The sequence below is a fragment of the Sphingomonas sp. PAMC 26621 genome, assembly GCF_000251145.1.
Classification (GTDB): domain Bacteria; phylum Pseudomonadota; class Alphaproteobacteria; order Sphingomonadales; family Sphingomonadaceae; genus Sphingomonas.
Genome location: NZ_AIDW01000045.1, coordinates 1 through 24,671 on the forward strand (window position 1 = coordinate 1; position 24,671 = coordinate 24,671).

General features: G+C 59.4%; 25 protein-coding genes and 3 pseudogenes. 13 read left to right on the top strand and 15 right to left on the bottom strand.

Translation table 11 applies throughout. The features are described 5' to 3' along the window. Nucleotides 1–321: DUF2382 domain-containing protein (locus RI03_RS19605; RefSeq protein ID WP_010219393.1), on the bottom strand; the 321-nt coding region annotated here is incomplete at its 3' end. A gap of 227 nt (nt 322–548) precedes the next feature. Between RI03_RS19605 and RI03_RS19610 the strand changes: the two genes are divergently transcribed. Then, nucleotides 549–1,301, top strand: a complete 753-nt coding sequence (locus RI03_RS19610) for a Crp/Fnr family transcriptional regulator (RefSeq protein ID WP_081504292.1) — start codon at nt 549–551, stop codon at nt 1,299–1,301. A gap of 1 nt (nt 1,302) precedes the next feature. Here the strand turns inward: RI03_RS19610 and RI03_RS19615 are convergent. From RI03_RS19615 to RI03_RS23055, 4 genes and pseudogenes are all read right to left on the bottom strand, one after another. Continuing rightward, nucleotides 1,303–2,262 (bottom strand): annotated as a pseudogene (locus RI03_RS19615) (tyrosine-type recombinase/integrase). After that, on the bottom strand, nt 2,259–2,678 hold the full coding sequence (locus RI03_RS19620; RefSeq protein WP_010219396.1) for a GNAT family N-acetyltransferase: 420 nt from the start codon (nt 2,676–2,678) through the stop codon (nt 2,259–2,261). The pseudogene RI03_RS19615 and the gene RI03_RS19620 overlap by 4 nt, the downstream one beginning before the upstream one ends. 202 nt (nt 2,679–2,880) lie before the next feature. Continuing rightward, nucleotides 2,881–3,141, bottom strand: coding sequence for a hypothetical protein (locus tag RI03_RS23810; protein WP_138995762.1), 261 nt, complete (start codon nt 3,139–3,141; stop codon nt 2,881–2,883). A 133-nt stretch (nt 3,142–3,274) separates the two neighbouring features. Then, a pseudogene (locus RI03_RS23055) lies at nt 3,275–3,352 on the bottom strand (transposase); the annotation flags it as partial. A 272-nt stretch (nt 3,353–3,624) separates the two neighbouring features. On the opposite strand from RI03_RS23055, the gene RI03_RS19625 reads away from it, so the two are divergent. Beyond that, a complete protein-coding gene (locus RI03_RS19625) occupies nt 3,625–3,825 on the top strand; it encodes a hypothetical protein (protein ID WP_010219397.1) in 201 nt (66 codons plus the stop codon). A 14-nt stretch (nt 3,826–3,839) separates the two neighbouring features. Here RI03_RS19625 and RI03_RS19630 read toward each other — a convergent pair whose 3' ends face one another. The 3 genes from RI03_RS19630 to ctrA all read right to left on the bottom strand — a co-directional run bounded on the left by RI03_RS19630 (nt 3,840) and on the right by ctrA (nt 5,880). Continuing rightward, nucleotides 3,840–4,337: a MucR family transcriptional regulator gene (locus tag RI03_RS19630; protein WP_010219398.1), complete on the bottom strand. Its 498-nt coding sequence runs from the start codon at nt 4,335–4,337 to the stop codon at nt 3,840–3,842. Then, nucleotides 4,334–4,609 carry an HU family DNA-binding protein gene (locus tag RI03_RS19635; RefSeq protein WP_010219400.1) on the bottom strand — a complete coding sequence of 92 codons (276 nt, stop codon included), beginning with the start codon at nt 4,607–4,609 and terminating at the stop codon, nt 4,334–4,336. Before RI03_RS19635 ends, RI03_RS19630 begins: the two co-directional genes overlap by 4 nt. 563 nt (nt 4,610–5,172) lie before the next feature. Then, a complete protein-coding gene (gene ctrA, locus RI03_RS19640) occupies nt 5,173–5,880 on the bottom strand; it encodes a response regulator transcription factor CtrA (RefSeq protein WP_010219401.1) in 708 nt (235 codons plus the stop codon). Between the two features lie 670 nt (nt 5,881–6,550). On the opposite strand from ctrA, the gene RI03_RS19645 reads away from it, so the two are divergent. Both RI03_RS19645 and RI03_RS19650 read left to right on the top strand, forming a co-directional pair. Further along, nucleotides 6,551–8,209 (top strand): putative bifunctional diguanylate cyclase/phosphodiesterase, encoded by a 1,659-nt coding sequence (locus tag RI03_RS19645; protein WP_010219402.1) that lies wholly within the window; start codon nt 6,551–6,553, stop codon nt 8,207–8,209. Nucleotides 8,210–8,220: 11 nt separating this feature from the next. Continuing rightward, nucleotides 8,221–8,664, top strand: a complete 444-nt coding sequence (locus tag RI03_RS19650) for a BLUF domain-containing protein (protein WP_010219403.1) — start codon at nt 8,221–8,223, stop codon at nt 8,662–8,664. A 445-nt stretch (nt 8,665–9,109) separates the two neighbouring features. Here the strand turns inward: RI03_RS19650 and RI03_RS24880 are convergent, their stop codons facing one another. From RI03_RS24880 to RI03_RS19660, 3 genes are all read right to left on the bottom strand, one after another. Beyond that, nucleotides 9,110–10,396: a putative bifunctional diguanylate cyclase/phosphodiesterase gene (locus tag RI03_RS24880; RefSeq protein ID WP_010219404.1), complete on the bottom strand. Its 1,287-nt coding sequence runs from the start codon at nt 10,394–10,396 to the stop codon at nt 9,110–9,112. 110 nt (nt 10,397–10,506) lie between these two features. Beyond that, a complete protein-coding gene (locus tag RI03_RS24885) occupies nt 10,507–11,457 on the bottom strand; it encodes a PAS domain-containing protein (RefSeq protein ID WP_010219405.1) in 951 nt (316 codons plus the stop codon). A gap of 97 nt (nt 11,458–11,554) precedes the next feature. Then, the gene (locus RI03_RS19660; protein WP_010219406.1) at nt 11,555–13,204 is read right to left on the bottom strand and encodes an HAL/PAL/TAL family ammonia-lyase; all 1,650 of its coding nucleotides are present in this window, start codon (nt 13,202–13,204) and stop codon (nt 11,555–11,557) included. A gap of 157 nt (nt 13,205–13,361) precedes the next feature. Here RI03_RS19660 and pyp point away from each other — a divergent pair, with 157 nt between their 5' ends. Genes pyp through RI03_RS19675 form a run of 3 tightly spaced genes read left to right on the top strand, consistent with a single transcriptional unit; the run spans nt 13,362 to nt 14,699 of the window. Next, nucleotides 13,362–13,736 (top strand): photoactive yellow protein, encoded by a 375-nt coding sequence (gene pyp / locus RI03_RS19665; RefSeq protein WP_010164988.1) that lies wholly within the window; start codon nt 13,362–13,364, stop codon nt 13,734–13,736. A 29-nt stretch (nt 13,737–13,765) separates the two neighbouring features. Beyond that, complete coding sequence (locus tag RI03_RS19670; RefSeq protein ID WP_010164987.1) at nt 13,766–14,146, top strand: hypothetical protein; 381 nt, start codon at nt 13,766–13,768, stop codon at nt 14,144–14,146. Nucleotides 14,147–14,186: 40 nt separating this feature from the next. Next, on the top strand, nt 14,187–14,699 hold the full coding sequence (locus tag RI03_RS19675; protein ID WP_010219407.1) for a hypothetical protein: 513 nt from the start codon (nt 14,187–14,189) through the stop codon (nt 14,697–14,699). A gap of 34 nt (nt 14,700–14,733) precedes the next feature. On the opposite strand, the gene RI03_RS19680 is transcribed toward RI03_RS19675, so the two are convergent. Beyond that, complete coding sequence (locus RI03_RS19680) at nt 14,734–15,933, bottom strand: AMP-binding protein (protein ID WP_010219409.1); 1,200 nt, start codon at nt 15,931–15,933, stop codon at nt 14,734–14,736. A 616-nt stretch (nt 15,934–16,549) separates the two neighbouring features. Here RI03_RS19680 and RI03_RS19685 point away from each other — a divergent pair. Together RI03_RS19685 and RI03_RS19690 are read left to right on the top strand one after the other, a co-directional pair. Next, nucleotides 16,550–17,146, top strand: a complete 597-nt coding sequence (locus tag RI03_RS19685; RefSeq protein ID WP_010219411.1) for a CHRD domain-containing protein — start codon at nt 16,550–16,552, stop codon at nt 17,144–17,146. A 329-nt stretch (nt 17,147–17,475) separates the two neighbouring features. Further along, complete coding sequence (locus tag RI03_RS19690; RefSeq protein WP_170318427.1) at nt 17,476–18,771, top strand: right-handed parallel beta-helix repeat-containing protein; 1,296 nt, start codon at nt 17,476–17,478, stop codon at nt 18,769–18,771. Here RI03_RS19690 and RI03_RS19695 read toward each other — a convergent pair. From RI03_RS19695 to RI03_RS19705, 3 genes and pseudogenes are all read right to left on the bottom strand, one after another. Beyond that, nucleotides 18,746–19,456, bottom strand: coding sequence for a histidine phosphatase family protein (locus tag RI03_RS19695; RefSeq protein ID WP_010219416.1), 711 nt, complete (start codon nt 19,454–19,456; stop codon nt 18,746–18,748). The genes RI03_RS19690 and RI03_RS19695 overlap by 26 nt on opposite strands. Beyond that, nucleotides 19,453–20,070, bottom strand: coding sequence for a recombinase family protein (locus tag RI03_RS19700; RefSeq protein WP_010219418.1), 618 nt, complete (start codon nt 20,068–20,070; stop codon nt 19,453–19,455). The genes RI03_RS19695 and RI03_RS19700 overlap by 4 nt, the downstream gene beginning before the upstream one ends. Before the next feature lie 190 nt (nt 20,071–20,260). Beyond that, nucleotides 20,261–21,603: pseudogene (locus tag RI03_RS19705) on the bottom strand (transposase). Nucleotides 21,604–21,632: 29 nt separating this feature from the next. Between RI03_RS19705 and RI03_RS23065 the strand changes: the two are divergent. From RI03_RS23065 to RI03_RS19720, 4 genes are all read left to right on the top strand, one after another. Then, on the top strand, nt 21,633–21,914 hold the full coding sequence (locus tag RI03_RS23065) for a lysozyme inhibitor LprI family protein (protein ID WP_081504294.1): 282 nt from the start codon (nt 21,633–21,635) through the stop codon (nt 21,912–21,914). Between the two features lie 78 nt (nt 21,915–21,992). Then, nucleotides 21,993–22,769 carry a sensor histidine kinase gene (locus RI03_RS19710; protein ID WP_026046899.1) on the top strand — a complete coding sequence of 259 codons (777 nt, stop codon included), beginning with the start codon at nt 21,993–21,995 and terminating at the stop codon, nt 22,767–22,769. Between the two features lie 47 nt (nt 22,770–22,816). Beyond that, a complete protein-coding gene (locus RI03_RS19715; RefSeq protein ID WP_274517573.1) occupies nt 22,817–24,265 on the top strand; it encodes an ATPase domain-containing protein in 1,449 nt (482 codons plus the stop codon). A 23-nt stretch (nt 24,266–24,288) separates the two neighbouring features. After that, nucleotides 24,289–24,627: a response regulator gene (locus tag RI03_RS19720; RefSeq protein WP_138995764.1), complete on the top strand. Its 339-nt coding sequence runs from the start codon at nt 24,289–24,291 to the stop codon at nt 24,625–24,627. Nucleotides 24,628–24,671 lie beyond the last annotated feature (44 nt).

Consider the following 24,671-nt stretch of genomic DNA (forward strand, 5'->3'; position numbering starts at 1 on the left):
CTCCTCGGTTCGCGCTATCCGGCGAACGACGACCTCCTCGACGACGAAAAGGCGCTTTTCGACGATGGCGCGCTCTTCAACGATTGGAATGATCAGCAGTTCGCCCTCATGGTAAGGCACAGGCGCGACGGACACTTCGCGTTCGACCACGCGGCGCTCAATCTCGATGTCCTCGCGCGCAAGCTCCGCGACGAGATTGTTTGTTATCTCTTCGACGACGGTGCGGACCCGGACATGGCTACTTTCGACGGTCCGCTTGGACACAGTCGCCACTTCTTCGATAATTGGGACCGCCATGTTCTGATCGTCAAATTTGGCCACGTAGCTTATCGATCTCTCTGTTCCGAGCGATGTCGAAGAGCACACGCAGCGGGCCAGCAATCACGCTCCGCCAAGTGTATCTTAGAATGCGGAAACTGAAGGCCGTACCATTGGTTCCGCAAAAAACTTGGGACCTTGATTAGAATCATTAGGAATATCTGGTGAGCTGAAATCGCATGTAGACTGCGCTCAGTTGCTTACCGCGATCCACCCTGTAGAAAGGTTGTGTGAGCAGCTCGACGGATAACGCATCATTGAAACTCTGGCCGAGCGGCAACGGTCTTCTGGATCGCATTGCGCCGGCTGATCAGACTAAATTACGGCGTTACTGCGAGGTGATCGATCTACGTGCGGGAACGGTGCTATATGAGCCTGGCGATCCTCTCTCACACGTCTATTTCCTGCTCTCAGGTATGGTATCGCTCATCGCCGTGATGCAGGATGGACGCTCGGTTGAGACAATGACGATCGGCCGCGAAGGCGTGATCGCAACGTCGGCGAGTGGCTATGTCGATCCAGCGTTCAGCCGGTTTCTTGTTCAGGTCCCCGGCATGGCTGTACGCACTACCGCTCAAGGTTTTGAAGATATGGTGGATGGCAGCGTCGGCCTTTGCTCTGCCGTCTCGCGCTACCGCGAAGTGCTGCTACGCACGACCCTCCAGATCGTTGCCTGCAACGCGATCCACTCGGTTCGCCAACGTTGCGCCCGTTGGATATTGACGACGCACGATCGCAGCGGCTCGGACGTGCTACCCCTTACTCAAGCGTCGCTCGCCGAAATGCTCGGCGTTAAGCGCAACGCGGTCAGCATCGTGCTGCGCGAGTTACACCGTTTGGGTATGATCGAAAACCAGCGCAGTCAGATTGCTGTCGTCGATCGTGTAGCCCTCAACTTGGTTGCGTGCGAATGCTACGGCTTGGTTTGCCGCGAGCAGGAGCGCCTCCTCACCGATGGGCCGAGTCCGGAGTGCAACGACTAGACTAGATCAATACCCGTTCGACCTCGTCCAGCGTAACGCCGTCGGAGCGGCGATCGTAGAGTTGAGTGGTGCGGGTGGACGCATTGTTCGCCATCGTCGCGGCGCGCTCCAGCGTGCCGCCGTTTTTCAGATAGGCGGTAATGGCTGTCGCGCGGAACGAATGAGTACCAATCGCCGTGGCGATCTCAGCAGCGGCGGCTCGCCGTCGCACCATTTGAAACGCGTTGGCCTGGGGCAGGGGGCTTTCGCTTAGTCGCTTAGTCCCGCGTCCGATTGTGCGAAACAATGGTCCCTTGCGATCATCGCGCAGCTCGCAACCGTCGAGATAGGCGGAAAGATATTCCTCGAGATTATGGTGGCAGGGCATTTCGAGACGCTTGCCACCCTTCTCGTGCAGCCGAACCCACAGGCGCCGGTTCTGCACGAACACGTCGTCCACCCGCATCCCCAAGGCCGCGCCGATGCGGGCGAACGAATAGACCATCAACCCAATCAACGCCCGGTCGCGCAATCCCGCTGGCGTCGTCACATCGATCTCATCGAGCAATCGCCGCGCCTCGTCTGGCGCGAGCACTCGCGTCTTGCCGCGCCGGACGCTGTGAGCTGGTCCACGCACAGACGCGGCCGGGTTGGTCGCCATAACCTAGCCTGTGACCAGCCAATCAAACAGGTGGCGCACACCAGCAAGCCGTTGTTTCACGGTTAGCACGCTCACCGCGGAACCGAGTTGCTCAACCCATGCTGCAACGTGGAGGGGCTGCACACCTGGGATCGAGGCGACGCCGCGCGTCTCACACCAAGCCGGAAATTCGCCAGCCGCGCGGGCATAGGCTCGACGTGTGTGCGCATTGCGACTCGTGACAGCGAAGAACTCTAGGAAGCGGCGTTGGGCGCGGCTGTCAGCCAATACGATCAGGGTCGGCAGCGTAATCCCAGAGGAACGGGGCAAGAGCCCGTTCATTGCCGAGCCTCGGTGCCCAAATCTTTGTAAAAAAATAGTTCGGGTTCTTCCAACGGCAAAAGGCCGATAATTTCCCCGGCGCGCGTCCAATGTGTAACTTCGAGCAACCGAATGGCTGCGATGTTGCTCCTTGCCGCAGATATGAAAATTCTGCCGACCATAGCCATATCAAGCGAAGCGATCAGCTGCTGGGCCATTCCCTGGCGACGGTGGGCATTATTGACAACCAGCTTGTTGACGTAATCCTTCCCGATGCAGCCGTTCTGCTGCCACGATACATAACCCTGTGGCCGATCATCGACGTCGATTACGAGCATGCGGCGCTCGACGATTTCAACGATGCGATCGCCTGGCAAGGCGTCAAACGTCATAATTGCCGCAAGGTCGACGGGGTCGGCAAAGCGAATATTCAACATAGCGTCACGCCACAGACTGTAGTGCCTTCGACGATAATCTTGGCAACGCCCGGCCCAACTATCGTGCTTACGCGACCCAAGCTTATTTCGGTTGTATCGCAGGGAAAGGCGATGTCAATCACGTGGGAATTACGGACGGGAAGGCCGTCCCCGTCGATGACGATTGGCCGGGGGATAGGCTGAACGCGGCAGGGCAGGGCGGTCACTCCTCCAACGTAGTTGAGCTTAACGGATCGATTGCGTCGATGGCGTGCTGAAGTTGGCAGGCGGCAAGCGACGCCCCGGCGCGGTCGAGCAGATCGAGCGCTTCGCGCATCAGGCGCAACGCGTGGACGGCGCTGACGATCGGCGGGTCATTTGAAGAGGGCTGATCCATGGGGCACACATAGAATTGCTTCTTTATGTGATAAAGGACATTATCAGAGGTAGCTGACGTGACATCTTTGGCGGCTGCTCTTCGCATTAGCGTTGCCTACCTCGCATCGGTAAACGCCCCCTATGAGTTCAATGCAGCCTTCTCCCTTTGAAAGTCCGTGATTCGCACCCGGCGTTAATTGTGCTCGGGTCTTGTGCAGAGCAAGATCTCCCGCGGCCTACGCCACCGTAACGCCCCTTTCGCGGACCAACTTCACCGCCTCCAGCTTAAACTCGCGGCTGAACTTCCGTCGTTGCATTGTCACCTTCCGGTTCCGAAAACATCTTATCTCAGTGTCCACAAGACCGGCACCAGCTCACAATGATGCTGGATAAGGGGTTTCCTCTCCCCTCATGTCGCAAATCCTCCTCCGTGTGCTCAATCATCCCACCGCCGATCGAACATTGGAGATCATACCCATGACTGTGGCCAGTGGCTGACCATGAAAACCGCCATTGTCACGTCATGAAAACGGCGTAGACACGGGTCAGGAGGATCAGCCGATGCGCTCGATAAATCCATTGTTCGAGAATGGTGATCGATTGCGTAGCGACCGATCGGCAGCCGAGCGTCCAGGAACTGTTTCGTGTCGCGCAGCGCATCTGGTCGGACGGCGCTGCCGACCGTTCGGCGTTCCGCTGGGGTCGTCTTGCACCTACCGATACCGAAAAGCTGCTCGCCCTTCGCGCCGCCCAGATTGCTTTGTCCGGCTCAGTCGCACGGAACGAGTAACGGCAATGTCGGCTTTATTTGGTGATCGACGGCAACTTCAATTTGCGCCGCTGTGGCGGGCCTGGCTCTTGCGCCGTCGCTTGTAGCCCGGGCTTCCGGCCCAGCCCAATCTTTTTCGCCAAGGCGCGCCGCGTTTCCGAATAACTCTCGGCCACTATCGGGTAATCGGCTTTGAGGTTGTAGCGGTCCCGATATTGCTCGGGTGTAAGCCCATGTCCACTCAGATGGCGCCGCAGCATCTTATACGGCTTGCCATCGATCAGGGAAATGATGTGATCCTTCGATGCCAAGGATTTACGCACCGTCACCGCAGGCGTGAACTGCTCGGGCTCAGCCTCCAAAGCCGACATGTTTGGTTGGTCGATCAACCCAGCGACGCTGTCGTGCATCCGGCTGAGAAATACCGGTACGTCCGCAGCCGCGGCGCGCGTGTTGGGATTGCTTAGCCACGCGATCGTCAGTGCTGCTGCGAGTTCGATCGCATTGGGGCTGGTCTCTGTTTCTGTCGTCACGAGGAAATCTTGTCCTTAAGCATTTTGGCTGGTGTGAATACCACCTTGGTCGACGCAGCGATCTCCATCGCCTCGCCAGTCCGGGGATTGCGACCAGCCCGGGCGGCTTTGGCTTTACTGGAGAACTTGCCGAACCCGGGCAGCGACACGTCCTCGCCCCGAGCGACCGCATCACCGATATCGCCGAAAACGCGGTTGATCAGCGCTCGAGCCTTGGCGTCACTCAGATCGCTTCCCTCGGCAATGCCTTTCACAAGATCGTCCAGCTTCATCAAAGATCTCCCCGTAAAGATGCACCGCAATAATCCTTCCCGGCTCGGGCGCAACAGTTCATCCCCATTTCGGGGCAATGCCAGCAAGATGCAGCCGGTCCGGTGATGCTGTTAAGACGTTGATGGAAAGACGATATCAGCTATCGATCGTCACAAACTAGCGCCGGCCTCGCAAGGGAAACGGCCGGTTTCCTCGTGATCGACAAACTCTGAACCGCGCCGGCTTTTCCCACCAGAAAACCCGATCCCGAAATCAGTGCGCGCTCGGTCCCCGCCGACCATTTTCCTCGCGATTTCAGTCATCTTGCGTAAACGGATCAATATTATGGTTTCGTCGCACCGATTGTCGTTTGCGTCTTACCGAATGTGCGCCCGCCGCGTCGTTCCGTCTCACGCAATGTAGGCAGGAAGCTACCCTTATTGCAGTTCCGGCTCATATTGTGCGAGAACGATCAATGCGGCAGGCGCACGACCGTTGAAACACGAACCACCATCAATGCAATGGACGTACAATGCGATCCGTCCACTCGCGATAGCTTAGCGAGTAAAGGTTATAGAATATATCAGGCGGCAATATTGAGTAATCCTTCCGTAGCTTGTAAATCATGTAATACATAGCCGCGCCCCCATACCGTTTCTATGTAGTTTTCACCGCCGCATGCCAAACTCAGCTTTTTGCGAAGTTTACAAACGTAAACGTCAATAATTTTGATTTCGGGCTCATCCATCCCGTTATAAAGGTGATTAAGGAACATGTCCTTCGTCAGCGTCGTACCCTTGCGTAGCGACATCAGCTCAAGCATCGCGTATTCCTTGCCGGTCAGATGTATTCGGCTATTGTCGACCTCCACTGTCTTCGTATCCAGGTTCAGAGCTAGCTTTCCGGTGCGGATGACTGACTGGCTGTGGCCCTTGGACCGCCTTACGACGGCACGGATGCGTGCGATCATTTCCTCGCGGTGGAACGGCTTGGTGATATAGTCGTCGGCACCGAAGCCCAGCGCGCGGACTTTGGAGTCCATTTCACCGATACCGGAGAGGATCATCACTGGCGTCTGTACCTTAGCCGCGCGCAGCTTCTTCAGCACGTCGTAGCCGTGCATATCCGGCAAGTTCAGGTCGAGGCAGATGATATCGTAATCGTAGAGCTTGCCGAGATCGAGGCCTTCCTCGCCCAAATCGGTTGTGTATATGTTAAACCCCTCGATCGAAAGCATGAGTTCAATGCTCTTCGCAGTCGTTGGTTCATCCTCGATTAGCAGGATGCGCATCGCTCTGTCTCCTTAAAGGTCCAGTCCCGCCGGGCAAACCGTCTATGACCAAAAACAGTTAATATCATCGTAACTTCAAGTCGCGTGCGGCGCGGCGCAATCGAGATGCCCATTCTGCTAGGATCGTGTCTTCGGCGAGCGCGAGCGACTGGAACGGGGTCGAGATGGGTGCCCGTAATCGACAATGCAGAGCTTATTAAAGCGCTGGCTGTCGATCCGGCGTTGGCTGATGTGCCCGTGGTCGTGAGGAGTTCGCTACATGAAGCGGGCGCAGCCGAGCGACGGCTCGGTTATACGCATTCGTGTGCAAGGCGTTCGAGATTTTCCAGATGAATGATCTGTTCGCCGAGTTATAAAAGAGAGTGCTCAGGCTTCATTCTCGCAGCAACCTTGAGCGAGCGCGCGACAGCCTCGGCCTGGTTCGGGTAGAAGCAGCGGCCCGATCAACGCCCCTTAGGCTTCGGCCGAGTTTACGCCAATCGCTCTACAATCCGGGCTGCCTGAAACCGCACATTGCCGATACGAGCACCGCTAAATCGGCGAAGGAGCATCTGCAACTGTGCGCGAGAGGACTTTGAGCACCCCAATTTGGCGTAGCGCAAGTGAGCTTGGTTTTTACTGATTGTTTAGAAATACGACGTACTTATCCTTCTTGAGTGAGGACCAAAGAATGAAGATCGGCGGCGGTATGCGTGAGATGGTGAGACCGCTACAGCCGCGTAGCGCAGCCCTGCCCGAATTGGCCACCGCCGTTCTAATTCTCGATGAGGATCGTACCGTCGAGTATGTCAACGCCAGTGCGGAAGCCTTGTTCATGCCGGTCGATCCGGCTGGCTGCACGCTGACTGCGTTGTTCACAAGCTGTGGCGCGACTGGCGGCGACGATGTCTTCGCCGTGAAGGATGCCGTTACCAAACACGCTCCGTTTCGACTCCGGCTAGCCGACGACCGCCTGCTCGATTGCACATTGCGCTCGCTATCGAGCGGCGGCTTCGTGGTGAGCATGGACGATGTCACGACCTATGTACGCAACGCCGAGCTTGCCGAGCGGGATGCGCTGACCGGCCTTGCCAACCGGAAGGTGCTGCGCGAACGCCTCGACGAACGGCTCGCCAGCGCGGCCCGAAGTGGGCAGGCGACTGCCATCCTCTATGTCGATCTTGACCGGTTCAAGGCGGTGAACGATTCGCTAGGCCACCCCGTAGGCGACGGTCTGCTTCGAAAGGTGGCCGAGCGTTTCAAGAGTGCGCTTCGCGAAGGTGATTTAGTGGCAAGGATTGGAGGTGACGAGTTTGCGGTCATCCAGGCTGACGCGCCGCAGCCGGCCGCCGCCACCGCGCTCGCGACGCGCTTGGTCGATTTGATCAGCCGAGCCTATGCGGTGGAGGGGCACGTGCTGAACATCGGCGCGAGTATCGGTATCGCGATCGCGCCTCATGACGGCACCGGATCGGACGATCTGCTCAAGAACGCGGACCTCGCCCTCTATCGCGCCAAGGCCGAGGGCCGCGGGTGCTTTCGCTTTTTTGAGCCTGGCATGGACGAGCGCATGCAGGCGCGGCGATCGATGGAGGTCGACCTGCGCCGCACGCTGGCGCTCAAGCAGCTGGAACTCGTCTATCAGCCGCAGTTCGATCTTGCCGCCAGCAAGATCGTCGGTTTCGAGGCGCTGATTCGCTGGCATCATCCCGCCCGTGGCGTCGTTCCACCCGCCGAGTTCATCCCGCTTGCGGAGGAGATCGGGGTCATCACTGCGATCGGCGAGTGGGTTTTGCGTACGGCATGCAAACAGGCCGCCGCGTGGCCGACTCCGCTATGCATAGCCGTAAACCTCTCGCCGGCGCAGTTTCGTGGCGGCAAGCTACTTGAGACGGTGGTCTCGGCGTTGGCGCAATCACAGCTACCGGCACATCGCCTGGAACTGGAGATCACAGAAGGTGCCCTGCTCGACAACGCCGACGGCACCCTGGACGTTTTGAACAGTCTTCGGGAACTCGGCGTCCGGATCTCGATGGATGATTTCGGCACCGGCTATTCGTCGCTGGGATATTTGATGAAATTTCCGTTCGATAAGATCAAGATCGATCAGTGTTTCATCCGAGATATCGACACCCATATTGAGCGACAGGCGATCATCCGCGCCATTATCAGCGTGGCGACGACGCTGGGAATGAAGACGATCGCGGAAGGCGTCGAGACCGACGCCGAGCTTTCTTGCATTCGCGCCCAGGGATGCGACGAAGTGCAGGGGTATCTGACCGGCCGACCGATGTCGGCATCAAACGCGATTGCGCTAATCGAGCCTGTTCGCTTGGCGCTAGCGTCCTGAGGAGAGCTGGGATGTCCGAAGAACTCTACCGCTTGGTGTATTACAGCCGCAACGCGATCGACGGGGACGAGGCGGCCCTAGCGACTGCGATAAGCTCGATCCTGGAGAAAAGCCAGATCAACAACCAGCGCGTCGGCGTGACTGGCGCGCTCATGTTCAACTCCGGGTGCTTTGCTCAGGTGCTTGAAGGCTCTTGTTCCGCCGTCGAAGCGGTGTTCGAGCGCATCCAGCAGGACGAACGACATGGCGACGTTTCTCTGCTGGCATTCGATCCGGCGCCGTCGCGCGCGTTCGAGAATTGGTCAATGGGTTTTGTGGGGGCATCAGTAGACGACGCTGCCCGTTATGGCACGCTCGTCCAGGCAAGCGGCTTCGATCCCGCGCGCATGACTGGGGAGGCGCTGTTTGAAACGCTGTATCGATTGGCGCTAGAGGAAGAGCGCGCCGCTGCATGACAATCAAAAGCCGCTACAGCTAGGGGACGATCCATAGGGGCGCAGCCCCGAAGCTTTTGACTGGGGGAACCTAGCCCTACGATGAGGCCAAAGGTTGCCGGCAATCGGCAGTGTTCTGGTCGTCATTGCCAATCCTGCATGCGGTAGCGGGGTGTCTGCAAGTGTGCGTTGGCTTGTCAGCTACTTCGCTCACTGCGCTGATGGGGAGCTTTTAGTTTTTGCATCAATTCTCAATTTAATGGCGGGGTTTAGTATAAAGCTTCGGCAGTGGCGTATCTAGGCCGGATGATGGTAATGCTTTGCTTTCCGCAACCGGGCAGCACCCTTGTAACCGAGTGCCTTGCGGAAAAGATGATTATCGAAGTCCTGCGGCAGCATGTTACCCGCCATACCGGCATAGGAGTGTGCTGACTGTTTGCGCTGTGCGACGTGTACGGTTCAAAAGTCAGATATTAAATGGGCTCGTAGATGCTGCCACTGGTCCTCTGAGCAACAGTGTGCGCGTGAGCTGGGCTGTGATTGTTGACGCGGAAACCGGGCGGGAAAAGAAATAGCCTTGGGCGAGCGAACAGCTCATCGACGCAAGGAGCTCTGCTTGTTCCAGGGTCTCGACGCCTTCGGCAACTACTTCGACGTTAAGCGTTGTCGCCAGCTGGATGATAAGCACCACAATCGCTAATGTGCGATCGTCAGAGCATAGGCTCTTGGTGAATGACTGGTCGATCTTCAGGGTGTCGGTAGGATAGCGATTAAGGTAGCTCAGCGACGAGTAGCCGGTGCCGAAATCGTCTAGCCCAATTCGCACTCCGTGCGATCGGATCTCAGCGAGAATGTTTTCGATCCGTGGATCAGGATTAAGGAAGATGCCTTCGGTAATCTCGAGTTCTAGCGACTGCGGTGGCAGCGCGAACCGGGCTAGCGTCGCCTTCAAATCCGTCATGAAACGGGGGTCATTGAATTCGGTCGCCGACGTGTTGATGCTCATCCTGAGATCGGCCAGGGGACAGAGTAAGCGCCATTCGGCGAGCTGAAAGCACGCCTCGTTCATCACCCAAAGACCGATCTGGCGGATGACACCGATCTCTTCAGCAATCGGGACGAAGTCGGCAGGCGACACCATCCCTCGCGTGGGATGCTGCCATCGGATGAGTGCCTCAAACCCCTTGATCAATCCGCGCTGCGGATCGACGATGGGTTGATAGGCCAGTTCGAACTGCCCTTGCTCGATCGCGAGTTGTAAGTCGGATTGCAGAGTAAGCATGGCCGTAGCTTCGGCATGCATCGATGGGTTGAAGATTGCATATTCACCAAAGCCTGACCGCTTGGCGGAGTACATGGCAATATCCGCGTTGCGCATAAGGCTTTCGGGATGAGCGTCTACCGTCGATCGAACGATACCGATACTGGTCGAAGGAAACACATCCTGCCGACCCACCCGGACGGGCGGGCGAAGTGCGTCCAGAATGCCCTCCGCTATCGCGACAGGCACGGAGAGGTTGGCGGCGTCCTCAATCAACAGCGCAAACTCGTCGCCTCCAATTCGCGCAAGCGTGTCCTGCGGCCGGACGCACAATTTCAAACGTCGTGCGATCTCTTTCAGCAGCGCATCACCCGCGAGATGGCCTAAGCTGTCGTTGACGACCTTAAAGCGGTCGAGATCGAGGAAAAGGATTGCGCAGGTGCGTGTAGGGTGACCACGATTGGCGTCGAGAACGTGCTTCAGCCGCTCCATAAAAAACGCCCGATTGCGCAACCTCGTCAGGCTGTCATGGAAAGCGGTGTAGAGAAGATGCTCCTCAATCCGCTTGCGCTCCTTGATCTCGTTAGCCAGTGCCTCGTTCTCTACCTGCGCGATGCGGACGCGCGTGCTGAGCTCCGCGGCGTGCTTTCGCTCGGTGATGTCGCGCTGGACTGAGATCCAGTGTGTGAACCGGCCCTTGTGTTGGCCACGGGCGCTATGCTCAGCTCGACGCAAAAGGGTGCGCCGTCCTTTCGGTAGTTGGTCAATTCCACCGTGACCGGCTTCCACTGCGCAAAAGCGTCGCGCAGCAACTTTCGCGCGCTTTCCTGGGTTTCGGGCCCTTGCAGGATGCGCGGTGTTTTCCCGAGCACGTCTTCAAGTGAATAGCCGGTGGTGCGTGTGAACGCCTCGTTACAGTAGAGAATGCGTGGGCCGGGCATGTCGACCGGCTCGGCCTCCGTAATGAGAATTGAATCGTTGGCGTGGACCGCCACCGATTCGAGCAGTCGCAGCCGTGCCATACTGGCAAGATTGTCGGTACCGGTTTCTTCCGCCCGCTGCCGCATAGCCTGAAGCTCAAGCAAAGTCCCCACCAGTTCGGCATAAGCGCTCAGGGCATAGGTCTGTGCAGCGCTGAGCGTGTTACGCTCTACCGCGCTCGTCAGCGCAATAATGCCGGAAAAGGGATGGCTGGCAGCGATGCGGACGGCTTCGACAAAGCCGTCACTATCGCCGGACGCCAGAGCCGCCCAATGCTTGTTCCTCGCAAGGTTGCGGGACGGACGGACAGGCTCCAATGCAATCGTTGCGTCTTCAGAGGCGAATACCGCCAGCATTGGATAAGCCGGAAGAATCGGCGGACCGCTGCCGGCAACTAGCAGGAGCAGCTCGCCATCCTGCCGGTAAATCATCGCGTTATCGCACCCGGTCGCTTGCGCCATTGCGTTGGCAATGGCGGCGAGCCGTTCCTGTATCGACCGTCCGTCATCCGCGCCGTTTAGGGCTGCCGTATCGGCTGCGGTAATCCACTTGCCTGGGTCGTCGATCAACATAGATGCGTTCCGAGGATATTGGCCGAGTACAGTAACAACGATCTAGAACCACTGCGTTAATACCGCGTAAGCGTTGGCGCTGCACCACCTGCGCCGGCTAGAAAGCTTCCAGACGCTCGCGCAGCTCGTTCGAACGGCGGCCGATACGGCCCATCATGGCGCCCGTCAGAAGGTCGATCGCGATCGTCTCGATATCGTGCGACAGGGGCCGATCCTCGTTGAGAAAGGCACTGTGGTGGCGGACGGCGAAATGCAATTCCTCGGCTGCCACGCTGAAAGGCCTATCGTCCTCGCGTCGCCTCAACTCCACAGCCTGCGCGACGCACATCGCCTGGATTGCCAGTATGCGTGACACGTCAGTCAGCGATTCTCCGGCCCGCCGGGCAGCAACCGTGCCCATCGTCACGACGTCCTGGTTGTTGGCGTTGGTCGGCATCGATTGGATCGACGCAGGTGCCGACTTGGCGCGCAGTTCGGCGACCAGCGCAGACGCAGTGACCTGCGCGCCCATGAATCCGCTGTTGAGCCCGGTCGCGTTACCCTGAAGGAAAGGAGGCAGCCCTGCATTGAGCGTACCATCCGTCAATCGCGCGATCTGCCGCTCGCTCCACACGCCCAGCATTATGATCGCATTGTTTAAGGAGTCGCTGGCGAACGACACGTGCTGGCCAAAAAAGTTGCCCGCATGAAGAATCGTGTCCTCTTCTGCAAAAACCAGCGGGTTGTCTGTCACCGAAGATAGCTCGATCTCGACGATCCGATCGTGATGAACCAGCATGTCGTCGACTGCGCCAAGCAACTGGGGTGCACAACGGATGCTGTAGGCGTCTTGCGGCAACTCCTGCGTATGCGCCACACCGTCATCGCCGACGGGCGCGATCCGTGCGGGTATAGGCGCGAACTGCCGAAGCCGTGGCGCATTTTCCGTCAATCCCCAGAGCAGGGCGGTGGCGCGGCGCTGACCGGCGTGCGGGCGCGCCACTGCTCCGAGCGAATGCCAGGCGGCGCGGTGTCCCCCAAGCGCCTCGGCATAGGCCACCGTCAGCAGCGCGGAGAGGCGAAGCAGCCGGCGCGCCCGCACGCCGTTGAGGGTGGCGATTCCAGTCATGGCGGAAGTGCCGTTAACAAGCGCCAGTCCTTCCTTGTGCCGTAGCGTGACAGGCCGGAGCCCGGCAGCTTGCAGCATAGCGTCCGCGGGGGCAGACGCGCCGCCCTGCCAGAACGCACCTTCGCCCATGAAGGCAAGCGCCATGTGCGCTAACGGTGTCAGGTCACCGCTCGCGCCCACCGTGCCCTTTTCGGGAATGATAGGCGCAAGACCGCAATTCAGACACGCGCACAGCCATTCGAGCAGCTCCGGGCGCACCGCCGACAGTCCCTGCGATAGCGTGACGAGCCGCGCCATAACAATCGCCCGCGCCTGCGCTGGGGGCAAGGGAGCGCCCACGCCGGAGGCGAGATGGTAGACAAGCTTGCGTTGCAATAGCGCCCCTTGGGCGGGGTCGACGTGATTGTTGGCGAGCGGGCCGTAGCCAGTTGTCACGCCGTAGATCGCCCGCCTTTCGGCGACGAGCCGGGTAATCAGCGCGTCGGATGCGGCGGCGCGGCGCAGCGTGTCGGGGTGTAGCTCGACTCGCGCCGCGCCGGTCGCGACCGCTTCGACGTCGTCGAGGGCAACCGGCCGCGCGAGATCTCCCACAATCACGCTTCGAGAGGCCGCTTCACTACGCAGATCCAGCATCGCCATGACTGCTCCATATCGTCAAGTGTCAAGGCCTATCGTTAGAGAGTAAACGCGCGATTAATTAATTAAGGACCGTTCGCAGCCGCCTCCACCTTTATTATTTATCAACAAAATCCCGGCATCACAGGCATACTGAATTGAGAAGCTGAAAGATCCGGCCATGGAAATGATCAAGTTCGGATCCGACGATCTCGAGAACCGCCTTGCGGATGATCCGTCGCGCGCTGAGTTGCTACCCTTCGGCGCCATCATGGTGGACCAGCAGGGCAAGGTACTCCGGTTCAACCATGTCGAGTCCGGCATCAGCGGTCGCCGGGCCGAGGACGTCGTCGGCAAGAACTTTTTTAACGATATCGCGCCCTGCGCCAAGGGGCAGGTCTTTTATAACCACTTTTTCAAAGCGGTCGGTGACGGGCAGGTCAATACAATGTTTGACTATCATTTTGACTACAAGCTTTCGCCTATGAACGTTCGCATTCACATGAAGTCGGCCAATGCCTCGCATGGCATCTGGATCTTCATCAAGCGCGTCTAAAGAGCGGCCGGACTGTATGGAGTTGACGCATGAGAAACGAACCCATCAAGACCGGTGTGGAGGCTGACACCGACCTGTTCTCGCCGGAAGAGATGGCGATGATGACTGCGGCGGACGGCATCATTGAGGACGTGATCGTTACGCATGATCACGAGGAACTTCAGCAGCAATACAACGCTATCGCTCGGTTGATCGCCGAAGGTGGCGAGCGTGAGCAGCAGTTGCGTGGCATTGTCCACGATCTAACCCTCCTGGCCGACGCCAACCAGCAACAGCAGGCCTCGCTACACGAGCAGACACGCACACTTGCGCGTATTGTTGTATCCAGCAGCGAGCGCGAACTTCAACTCAAGCAATGTCTGGAAGACGTTCGCAACGTAATAGGCAGTCGTGCCAAGAGGGTAATGTGACCACCTGCTCGACGGATTACCCCCGACCGAGGAGCCTGCAATGCCGACTGTAACGTTGTTTCAAGTCTCCGAGGATTTAGTCCCGATGTCGCCGGTCGCGCACGTCGCCACCCACGCCGATCGCCTGCGCGAGCTGGCGGAACGGATTGCACCGCTGCATGTGTTGCGGAATACTGGATACCGCCCGTTCGCATTCAACGGCCAGGTCCTAGCAACCGTATGCGGCATCGATCAAGTGCTGCTTTATTGGTACGAAATAAACGTATATGTAAACGTACTAGGGGCTTATGTGTCCGACATCCGGGTGTTTGGGAAGGGCGTAAATTCGAACGACCTGTTCCGCGTCGCAGAGCACGAGGACTTGGAGGCGTTACACACGTATTTTGAGCACTACGACCCGTGTGGCGACCTCCCGCCGATCCGGTACGATACCAGTGCTACATCGGCGGCTGCGCTGACGCTGCAGGCGATCGAGCTTCAGGCGGAGATGCGGCGAATCTCAGATCATTATCAGTCGACGGTCGGCGCTTTGCTGAACGCACTGGCCGGATGATCCTCGCGTCGGCTCGAGAACGCTCGGGTCCCGCCTACCAGTCGGCTAGCTTGCCCATTGGGTCGCGAGGGATTTCGCGGCCTATCGTGAAACTCCGTGGTCGCTCTACGTCTGTAAGACAGGTGCCGCACCAGCTGTCGATATGCTCGATCGAAACATCGTCCTGCCTATCCCCCCGGAGAACGATGAAAGCCTTCAAGCGCCCGCGGGTGGGTTCCAATCTGACAGCAGCATCAACCACGTCATGATGCTGCAGCAGCATGTCGCGGACGCGTTCTGGGAAAACATTTGTCCCGCCTACCTGCACCGCAAAGTCTTTACGGCCTTCTAGCTGGAAATTCCGGTCACCATACCAAGTGCTATGATCCATCAACATGTGCCGAACGAGCCCGTCCACACCGTGGCGGACAACCTCGCCGTTACCGAGATGCCGCCAAAAATCGAGCAAGGTATAGGGAATATCCGGTCTAAGGCGGTAGCCGAGCCCGCCCGTTTCGCTCGATCCGTAGATTTCGATCATCTGATCAAGGCCTTGCCGGACTAGCTGTTCGGCGAGTGCCTGCGGCATGGGCGCGGTCGAACTGATGCCAATTAGCCCACGCGGCAGGGCCGGACAAGACCGTGCCAGATGGGTCCATAAGGTCGGGTTAGCGATGACCAGTGTACCAGGCTTGCTACGCTGCACGGTAGCGACGCCCCCGCGCGCGCGTTGCACGTCGATGTCCAGCCGGTCGGGCAATAAAACATTGAACAGGGTGCCATAGATGTGGTGGCTCGGCACGAGTGAGACGATCCGCTCAACGGTTCCAAGCATATGTGCCCAGCTTGCTACCTCCTCAGCGAGATCGGCGACGGCATGGGTGCACCGCTTGGGCACACCCGTCGATCCCGATGTCCGGAACGTCAGCCGTGCGCTGCCGACCGTCAAAGATTGCGCTACTAAGTCGCACCAGTCGCCTAATTTCGGCAAAGTGAGCAGGTAGTCCTCTGCGCCATAGTCCGAAAGATGAAAGAACTCGCTCAGCGCCGAGCTGGCATCGAGCCGCTCCAAGCTGTCGAGGTCTAACCCGCCCTCTCCCAGTATTGTCGCTTCGTTCCAGCCGACGGCGCCAAGGGCTGTTGACGATCGTCCGCGTGACCGTGCCAGCTCTGTGGCTAGCAGGTCGCAAACCAACTGCAGGATCGAGGCTCGGGAAAATAGCGTCGAGTGGGGTTTATGTCCGGAGCCGTTCATCGCCTTGCAAATAAACGATGATCTCTAAAATTTTACTACCTTGAGGTGCAAAACTCGACAACCTCAGCGATATCCAATTACTATCTGGATGACATTTACCGATGACAGCCAGCGCCAAAGTAGCGCTGGTATTCACGAAGTATCGCAAGGACTTGGCTGTCGCGCAACTCGTCGCCGAATGCTATGTTTTCGATGTACTCCTGCGACGGCCAGCCGCTGAGGGTGAACGTAGCGATAGCTTGAGCGTTGGCGTATCAACCGCTAGCGCTCGCTCTCGTTTGGCGCTGGTGAGCTTCGGGAAGTAGGCGATTGCAGACCGCCCGCGTTTGGCGAAGGCCTAGCCGATCGCGAAGGACTGGCATTTGCGGTTCCGCATGCCGCCAATAGCAAGATCAGTCGATCGTGGTTAAATTGCATCGCTTTTTAGTCCATCCAATTGGCGATTCACCAAAATGTGGTTTTCCCGTGCATATGCTCAGAATTGTCCACTAAAGCTCGCGCCAACAATCCCTTGAAATATGGTTAAGACTCACGCAAATTTTAGTCCCGCGCCTTCGTTCCCGATTCGATTGCTTTAGCTCCGCGCGGCAATGAAAAGGATAGCATAATGAGAGGAATGATCTTGCGGCGTGTCACGACGCTGGCTGCGACCGCAGCGTTATCGGCCGCGTTGGCCCCCGCGGCTCAAGCGGCGACAATCTACTCTACGACCCTGCTTGGAAGTAATGAGAACCCCGCGGTCGTAACGGGGGGGACGGGGTTGGGGCAGCTTACGTTGGCTGACGACATGAACAGCTTCAACGTCTTGATTAATTTTAGCGGGCTCACCTCCAACGCAGTTGCCGGCCACATCCATTGCTGCGCAACAGCCAACGGCAATGCGGGCGTAGCTATTGGATTTACGGTGCCGAGCGCAGTCGCCGGTACGATCATGGGCACTTACGATCTGACGCTTGCCTCAACCTATACGAGTGCATTCCTGATGTCGTCGGGTGGCACTGCCGCGAGTGCGCAAGCGACGTTTCTGGCGGGGCTCGGAAGCGGACTAACGTACTTGAACATTCATACGATAAATAATCCGGGTGGCGAGATACGTGGTCAGGTTGGCGCTGTCCCTGAGCCTGCAACCTGGGCTATGATGCTCGCGGGCTTCGGAATGATGGGCGCTGGAATGCGCTATCGCCGTCGTTCGACGACGACCACCTTCGCGTAGGATAGCCGGCCCGAAGTGCACCGAAAAAGCCAAGGTCGAAACGCCCGCGGGTTTTTCGGTGCACGACCACCACTGTGTCGCGAATATGCGAAGTTTCGCGACAGAGCCCCAGTCGCCTGTAAATGCGCGCTTTCTGGCGGCAATTTGATCGAGCTATCTGTTGCTCTCTAACGCTGGTCGGCAACCGGAATAGCAACAAGTGGTGGAGAACGGTCGTATCTCAGTGATGGTATTGTCATTAGCGGACGTCTTTATGGCGACGTAGGATACTTCCTTGGACGCCGCCAAAGTGGTTGTTTGAGGGCGATGGTATGCAGAGGATCAGCCGAGTGCCGGATGTGAAGATTGTGGCGTTCCTGATAGGGTTTATGATCGCTGCCCCGGCATCGGCCCGCGATTGGTTCGTCTCACCGAGTGGCGACGATCGAAACGTTGGCGCGACGTCGAACCGCCCGTTCCAAACACTGGAGAAAGCTGCGTTGGTTGTGGCAGCTGGCGATACCGTATGGCTGGGGGGGGGAACCTATTCAGGAGCGGAGACGGACGCCGATCTACTAGGCATCCGTACACCTGGACGGGCAGGCGCTTGGATCACTTGGCGCGCTTTGCCCGGACAAACGCCCGTGCTCCGGCCACGGGGCTGGGCCGGCATCGACATCCGCGCGTCCTACCAGATCATCGACGGCGTCACCGTTCTGGGCGGGAACGACGCGATCCGGCTTTCTGATGCGATTGCGGACGCCAAGCAGTCCAAAGCTCGTGCGTATTTCAACACCAACGGTATCATCATCGACGGGCGTCACGAGCCAACCGATGCCAAGCCGCATCACATCATCATACGGCATTGCGAGGTTGCCAAGATGCCGGGCGGCGGGATCACCGCACTTCAGGCCGATTACGTCACCATTGTTGACAATCTAGTACACGACAATGCGTGGTTCATGCGCTACGCCGGTTCCGGGATTTCGCTACTTAACGATTGGGCGCACGACGACCGCTCAGGGTACCACGTCATGATCCGACGCAACCGGGTGTGGGATAACAAGACGCTGGTCCCGTGGGAGAGGACAGGCAAGCTCAGCGACGGCAACGGCATCATACTTGACGTGACCGATCCGGACGATCCCGCAGGCGCGACCAATCCGAACGGAGACTTGATCCTGTCGCCGCAACGTAGCGCCCCGACCGACGCTACCAAACGTCCGCCATGGACCGGGCGCGCGCTCGTCGCAGATAACGTTAGCGCGTTCAACGGCGGCTCGGGCATCCACACCTTCCGTACCGCTCATGTCGATATCACCGGCAACACCACCTACTGGAACGGTGCAGTTGTTGGCTACGCCGAGCTGTTCGCAAACCGCTCGCGCGACATCACGATCACCAACAACGTGATCGTCCCGCGACCTGGCGGCAACGTCACCTCCAATAACCGGAACACCGATGTGAGGTGGGATCACAACATGTATCCTGCGGCGGAGGACATACTGCGCGGGCCGCACGATGTCGTCGCAACACCGCATTTCGTGCGCGTTAACTCCGACCTGCGCCGTGCGGACTTTCGAGTGGAGGCCAGCGGCAGCGCGGACACCCGCGAACGGCTCACCCGAGATAGTCGGGGCGACTGATATCCGCGATTAGGCCGATCTCGCGTGGCTCCCATCCGAACGCGGCGCGCGTCGCGTCACTGGACGCCGGACCATTACCCAATCGAGGATGCCAACGCTGGTCCGTTAACTCGAACACGGTCATCTCCGCGTTCCTGATCGTTGGCGGCTGGCCCTTACGCCAAAAGCCTAGCATTTTGCCCCGGTCATCCAGATCGCACTCGGTAACAACGGCGCGCACCGCCTGAATAAACTGCCCGTGGCTGAAAACATAGACGGGGCCGGGGAGGGGCAGGGCGGCAAGTCGCACCAGTCCCGCCTCCGCACGTCGCAGCAGCGTTCCAAAGCTCTCTGCGCCCTCGCCATCGCAATAGGCTGGATCGGCTTTGCCCCAATACCGCTCAAGATGCGACGCGCGATCGGCAGCCAGCGTGCCGTTCCAGCGGGAGGGCTGGAGATAGGTAAACTCCTCGATCGGCCACACCTCAACCGGCACGTCGGGGAAGCGCTCGATCGTCGGCGCAGCCGTCTGCTGGGTGCGAAGAAAGGGCGATGTCACGATCAGGGATGGTGCCTCGGTCCAATCATCCGCGACCCGTCGCGCCTGGTCCCAGCCCTTCTCGGTCAGCTCGATCGTCGCGAGGTCATGGCACGGCATGCCAGCGTTCCCGGTGCTTTGACCATGGCGAATGAAGATGGCCCTCATACCTTGATCTCCTTGGCTGCCAGCTCGCGCAGCCCCTTGTAGAGTGTCGATCGGCTGACCTCGTAACGCTCAGCCACCGCTGTCACGGTCGCATCGGGATCGGTGAGCAGCAGCCGGGCTTCACGAAGCTGTTTAGGAGTAAGGGCAGGGGGCCTGCCGCCCATGCGGCCCCGGGCACGCCCGGCCGCAAGCCCGGCGCGGGTGCGCTCGCTGATGAGGTGGCGCTCGAAATCGGCGAGACTGGCGAAGATATTGAACACCAGCTTGCCGGACGCCGTGGTCGTGTCGATCGCCTCGGTGATGCTCTCGAAAGCGACGCCTCGCGTCGCCAGCTCGTTCACGTTCGCGATCAGGTCGGGCAGCGATCGGCCAAGCCGGTCGAGCCGCCACACGACCAGCGTGTCCCCGGCGCGCAGCGCCTTCATAGCGTTAAACAGCTCGGGTCGGTCGGACTGCTTGCCGGACGCGTGCTCCGAATAGATCGGATCGCACCCCTTTTCGCGCAGCACGTCGAGCTGGGGCGCACGGTCCTGGTCGGCCGTGGACACACGCGCATATCCGATTCTGCGCGTGCCGGCCTGATCGGGAAGGAGCGAGGGCGATGCGTTCAACATTCAATCCACGCCTTACGTTTTCTAGACGTAGTTTATCGCACGGGTTGTTGAACATTCCAACGCCATAAACGGGCGGATTTTTGCTATCGCCGGCGGTGTGCATCAAACGGCCGAGACCGTTGAAAAAGCCTGCGCGAAATCGGCGTGGCGGATGGCTGGCGACGCCGGACACCGGAGGATGCGCCGCGTATCAGGCCGGCGCAGCCTGCCGGGCGAGGAGCTGAAGGTTGTATGCCGCGGCGGCCATGGTGAACTCCTCGGCGGCTCCTGACAGGCCCCGCAGCTTGAGCGTTCGTAGCCCCAGGTTGCGCTTCAGGTGGCCAAACACGCGCTCGATCCGCTGTCTTCGACGCCGTGCGTGCACATAGGCGTCGGTGCCGGCAAGGGCGCGCACGGTATCGCGGGCTTCCTCGCTGACAAGCCGGGTGACACCCCGCTTCCGACCGATGGTGCATTGCGGCTTCGGCTAGCAGGCGGCGCAATCGGTCGGCCGGCTTCGGTAGACGCGCACCTGCTTGGTCCGGTTGGTGCCGCAATAGCCGAGCAGCTTGTCCGCCGGACAGCGGTAGGCGTCCGCTTCCCGGTCGTAGTGGAAGGCATCCCGGGTGAAGAAGGCGTCCCGCTGGCGGGTCCGGTCGATGACCGGGATGTATGGCGTTATGTTCCGGTCGATCAGCCAGCCGAGCAGCGGACCGCTACCATACGCCTTGTCGGCCGAGAGACTGGCGGGTTTGATGCCCAGCCTGGTGCCGGCGCGTGACACCAGCGTCCGGGTCGCCGCCACCTCGGCTGCGAAGCGGGCGGGCGTGGCCTCCACGTCGAGGATGCAGTCGGTGTCGAGGTCGAGCAGGGGGTTGATGGCGTATGCGTAGCGCGCCGGTCCGTGTTTGCAGGTGAGCGCCGCCTGCGGGTCGGTCGGCGAGATGCTGGTCGGATCGACGGGCGCCGGTTCGTCGGGGTCCGGCGGCAACGCGGCATCGAGCGCCGCCAGATATTCGGCGACGGGTCGCGATATGCTTTCCCCGGCACGAAGCTCGTCTGCGGCGTCGGCCCCCTTCGGTTTCTTCTCGCGGCTGGCGTCGGCCATGATCGTGCTGCCGTCCACCGCCAAGTCGCGCCCGTTACCAGCCCGGCCGCGGCGCACCGCGCGACTACCTGCTCGAATAGCAGACGATGTAGGTCGCAGGCGCGGAAGCGGCCGTGCCGGTTCTTGGAGAAGGTGGAATGGTCGGGCACTCGGTCGGCCAGATCAAGCCGGCAGAACCAACGATAGGCGAGGTTGAGGTGCACCTCCTCGCACAGGCGGCGTTCCGAGCGGATGCCGAACAGATAGCCAACCAGCAGCATTCTGAGCATCAGCTCCGGGTCGATCGAGGGTCGCCCATTCGCGCTGTAGCTCGACGCCAGCGCCTCGCGCACGAAGCCGAAATCCAGCACGCCGTCGATGCGTCGGAGCAGATGGTCAACCGGCACATGCTCATCGAGCCGGAAGCCGTAGAACAGCGCGCCTTGTGCCATCTGCCGACCCATCATGACCGTGATCCCCCTGCCGCCTTGCAGGAGTGAATCACGCCCTCGTCACCGTCGCAAGCAGCCATTTTTCAACAGCCTCGGCCGTTTGTTGGACGGTTGTCATACCTACGTGCGCCGCTGAACGACTGCGCGCATCGCAACGGCTGTGGTTGGCTTTTCGGGAAAGCGAGCCTGCAGCACGAAGAGCGCTGTATGAGACGCGGCAGGGGACAATGGATGCGCCCATGCAAGCATCCGATGCCGTCAACCTCATACGTGATCGGGCGCTCGAGTTGGAAGGAAATGTAGCGGTCCTGGCGATCGAGCCTTAGGATGACAGGGAATACGAGGTTTTAAGATAGCCCACGGTGGGGTACGACCAAGCTATAAAAATTGAGTAATTAGGAGAAATGATGGCGCGGCCAGAGTCGGCTGAAGATCGCGACGCTCTTATTGAGGAGCTTCGCGCAGCCGTGGCGGCGCGGGACAACTTCATCGCCGTCGCGGCCCACGAACTCCGAAATCCGATGACGCCCATCGTAGGCCAAGTTGAAGTGCTGCTCAATCGCGCTCGGCGCGAACGCGCGTCAGCGGCGACGATCACCGGTCTTGAGCGGCTGGAGATATCCGTCGGCCACTATGTTCGCCGTGCGACTGCGCTTCTCGAAATATCGCGCGTGAATGCCGGACGGCTGGCGTTGGAGCCAGCGACCTTCGACATGGCCGCGTTCGTTGCCCAGATCACGGCCAATTATGAAATGCTTGCGGCACGCGCGGGTTCGGTGTTGGGCTGTGACGCTCAAGGGCCTGTAGCCGGCGTCTGGGATCAGCTGGCAACCGAGCAAATCATTGATAATCTGATATCGAACGCGATCCGCTACGGCGACGGCAAGCCGATACGGGTCGCGCTTGTTGCTGACGGAGTGGGCGTGACGCTGAGCGTCGCCGACGGTGGCATCGGTATTGCAGCCGATGACCTGACCCGTATTTTCGATCGTTTCGAGCAGGCGATTGGCAGCAGGCGCAAAAGCGGCGGCTTTGGCATTGGCTTGTGGCTGGTCCGTGAATTGACGGAAGCGATGGGCGGCAAAATTGGTGTGACTAGCACCGAAAGCGAGGGTTCGACGTTTACCGTCTGGCTCCCCCGCAATATGAAAGAACCCAGCGGCATGGAACACGCAGCGTGAGCCAAGATATCAATGGGCACGACGGGGTCACCCGTGTGCCAACCGGGGTGCCGGGACTAGACTCAATCATGTTTGGCGGCTACCTTTCGGGTGCCGTCTTCATCGTTCGCGGCACGCCAGGCGCCGGCAAAACGATTCTCGCCAACCAGATGTGCTTTAATCACGCGCAGGGTGGCGGTCGCGCCCTGTTCGTGACGCTGCTCTCCGAGAGCCACGCCCGCATGCGTCAGCATATGGAGCAGCTCAGCTTCTACGACGCGAGCGTCATCCCTGACCGGCTCTACTACATCAGCGGGTTCAGCACGCTTGAAGAAGGCGGTCTGAGCGGGCTCATGGACATGCTTCGTCGCGAAATTCGCACCCATGAAGCAACGCTCCTCGTTTTAGATGGGCTGATCGCGGTCGAAGAGACAAGCTCTTCGGACCGCGAGTTCAGGAAGTTTATCTACGAGTTGCAGGCGCACGTAGCCGCGGCCGACTGCACGGCGCTTCTGCTGACGAACGGCAGCCGTTCCGACCATCAGCCGGAGCACACGATGGTTGATGGGCTCATTAACCTTAGCGACACCACGCTTAACAAGCATAAGCAACGCGAACTTGAGGTGCTCAAGTTCCGTGGATCGGGCGCGCTGCGCGGCCGTCATCCGTTCCGCATCACCGATGGCGGCGTGGTCGTATACCCACGAACAGAGGCCATCCTCGCCATGCCGTCGTGCGTCGATCAGGCCACGAACAACAAGGTATCGCTCGGCATACCGATGCTCGACGAGATGCTTGGTGGCGGCATACCGGAAGGCACCTCGACGTTGTTGTTGGGAGCTTCCGGCACCGGCAAAACGACCCTCGGTCTGCATTTTCTGAACCGATCGACACCCACCGAGCCTGGCCTGTTGTTCGGCTTCTACGAAACGCCGGAACGCCTTATGCTCAACGCCTCAACGTTGGGCTTGGACCTTAAGGGCATGATCGACCGTGGAGATGTCGAGGTCATCTGGCGGCCGGTCACGGAACAGATCCTTGACGACCTGGCCGGGACGCTCATGGACGCGGTCAGGAGACGGGGCGTCAAGCGCCTCTTTATCGACGGGTTGAACGGGTTCCAGGAGTCGAGCGACATACGGGACCGCGTGCTCCACGTCTTTTCCGCGCTCGCCAGCGAGTTCAAGGCGTTAGGTGTGACGATGTTCCTGACTGCCGAAACACGCAACATTGTCGGACCCGGGATCGAAATGCCCTTTAACGGGCTATCATCGGTTGCCGAGAACGTCGTGGTGCTCCGCTTCGTCGAGTACCGCGCCCGTGTCTACCGCCTGCTCTCCATTCTGAAGGTGCGCGGCAACGGCTTCGACGCGGCGTTGCGCGAGTTCAACATTTCGAGTGACGGCATCAAGCTCCTCGACACGTTCGAGGGGGCGTCGTCGATCCTGACGGGCTTTGGCACGGAACCGAGTCCTGACCGGGCATCTCGGCCGGAAGCTCCGGAAATCACGCGGTGACAGGTGCCCGGACAGTACTTGTTGTGGATGACGAGTTTGGCGTCGCCGAGGTCCTTGAAGCCATGCTTGAAGACGAGGGCTATCGCGTTATCACCGCAATCAACGGTAAGCAGGGCATGGCGCGGCTTGCGGAAGACGTCCCCGACCTCGTGATGCTCGATTATATGATGCCTGTGATGAACGGCGCGGATATGCTCGCTGCTATGCAGTCCGATCCGGCGTTCGCAAAAGTACCAGTCGTCATGATGAGCTCGCTTGATGAGGCCACGATCCGTGAAGCCTGCAAAGGTTACGCCATTTTTCTTCGTAAGCCGTTTCGGATGGCAAGCGTCCTTGAGGCGTTGATGCGGGTCTCAGTCTGAGTTTTGGTTCGTAGGTCGTCCTGCTCGCGATCGGTTCATTAAGC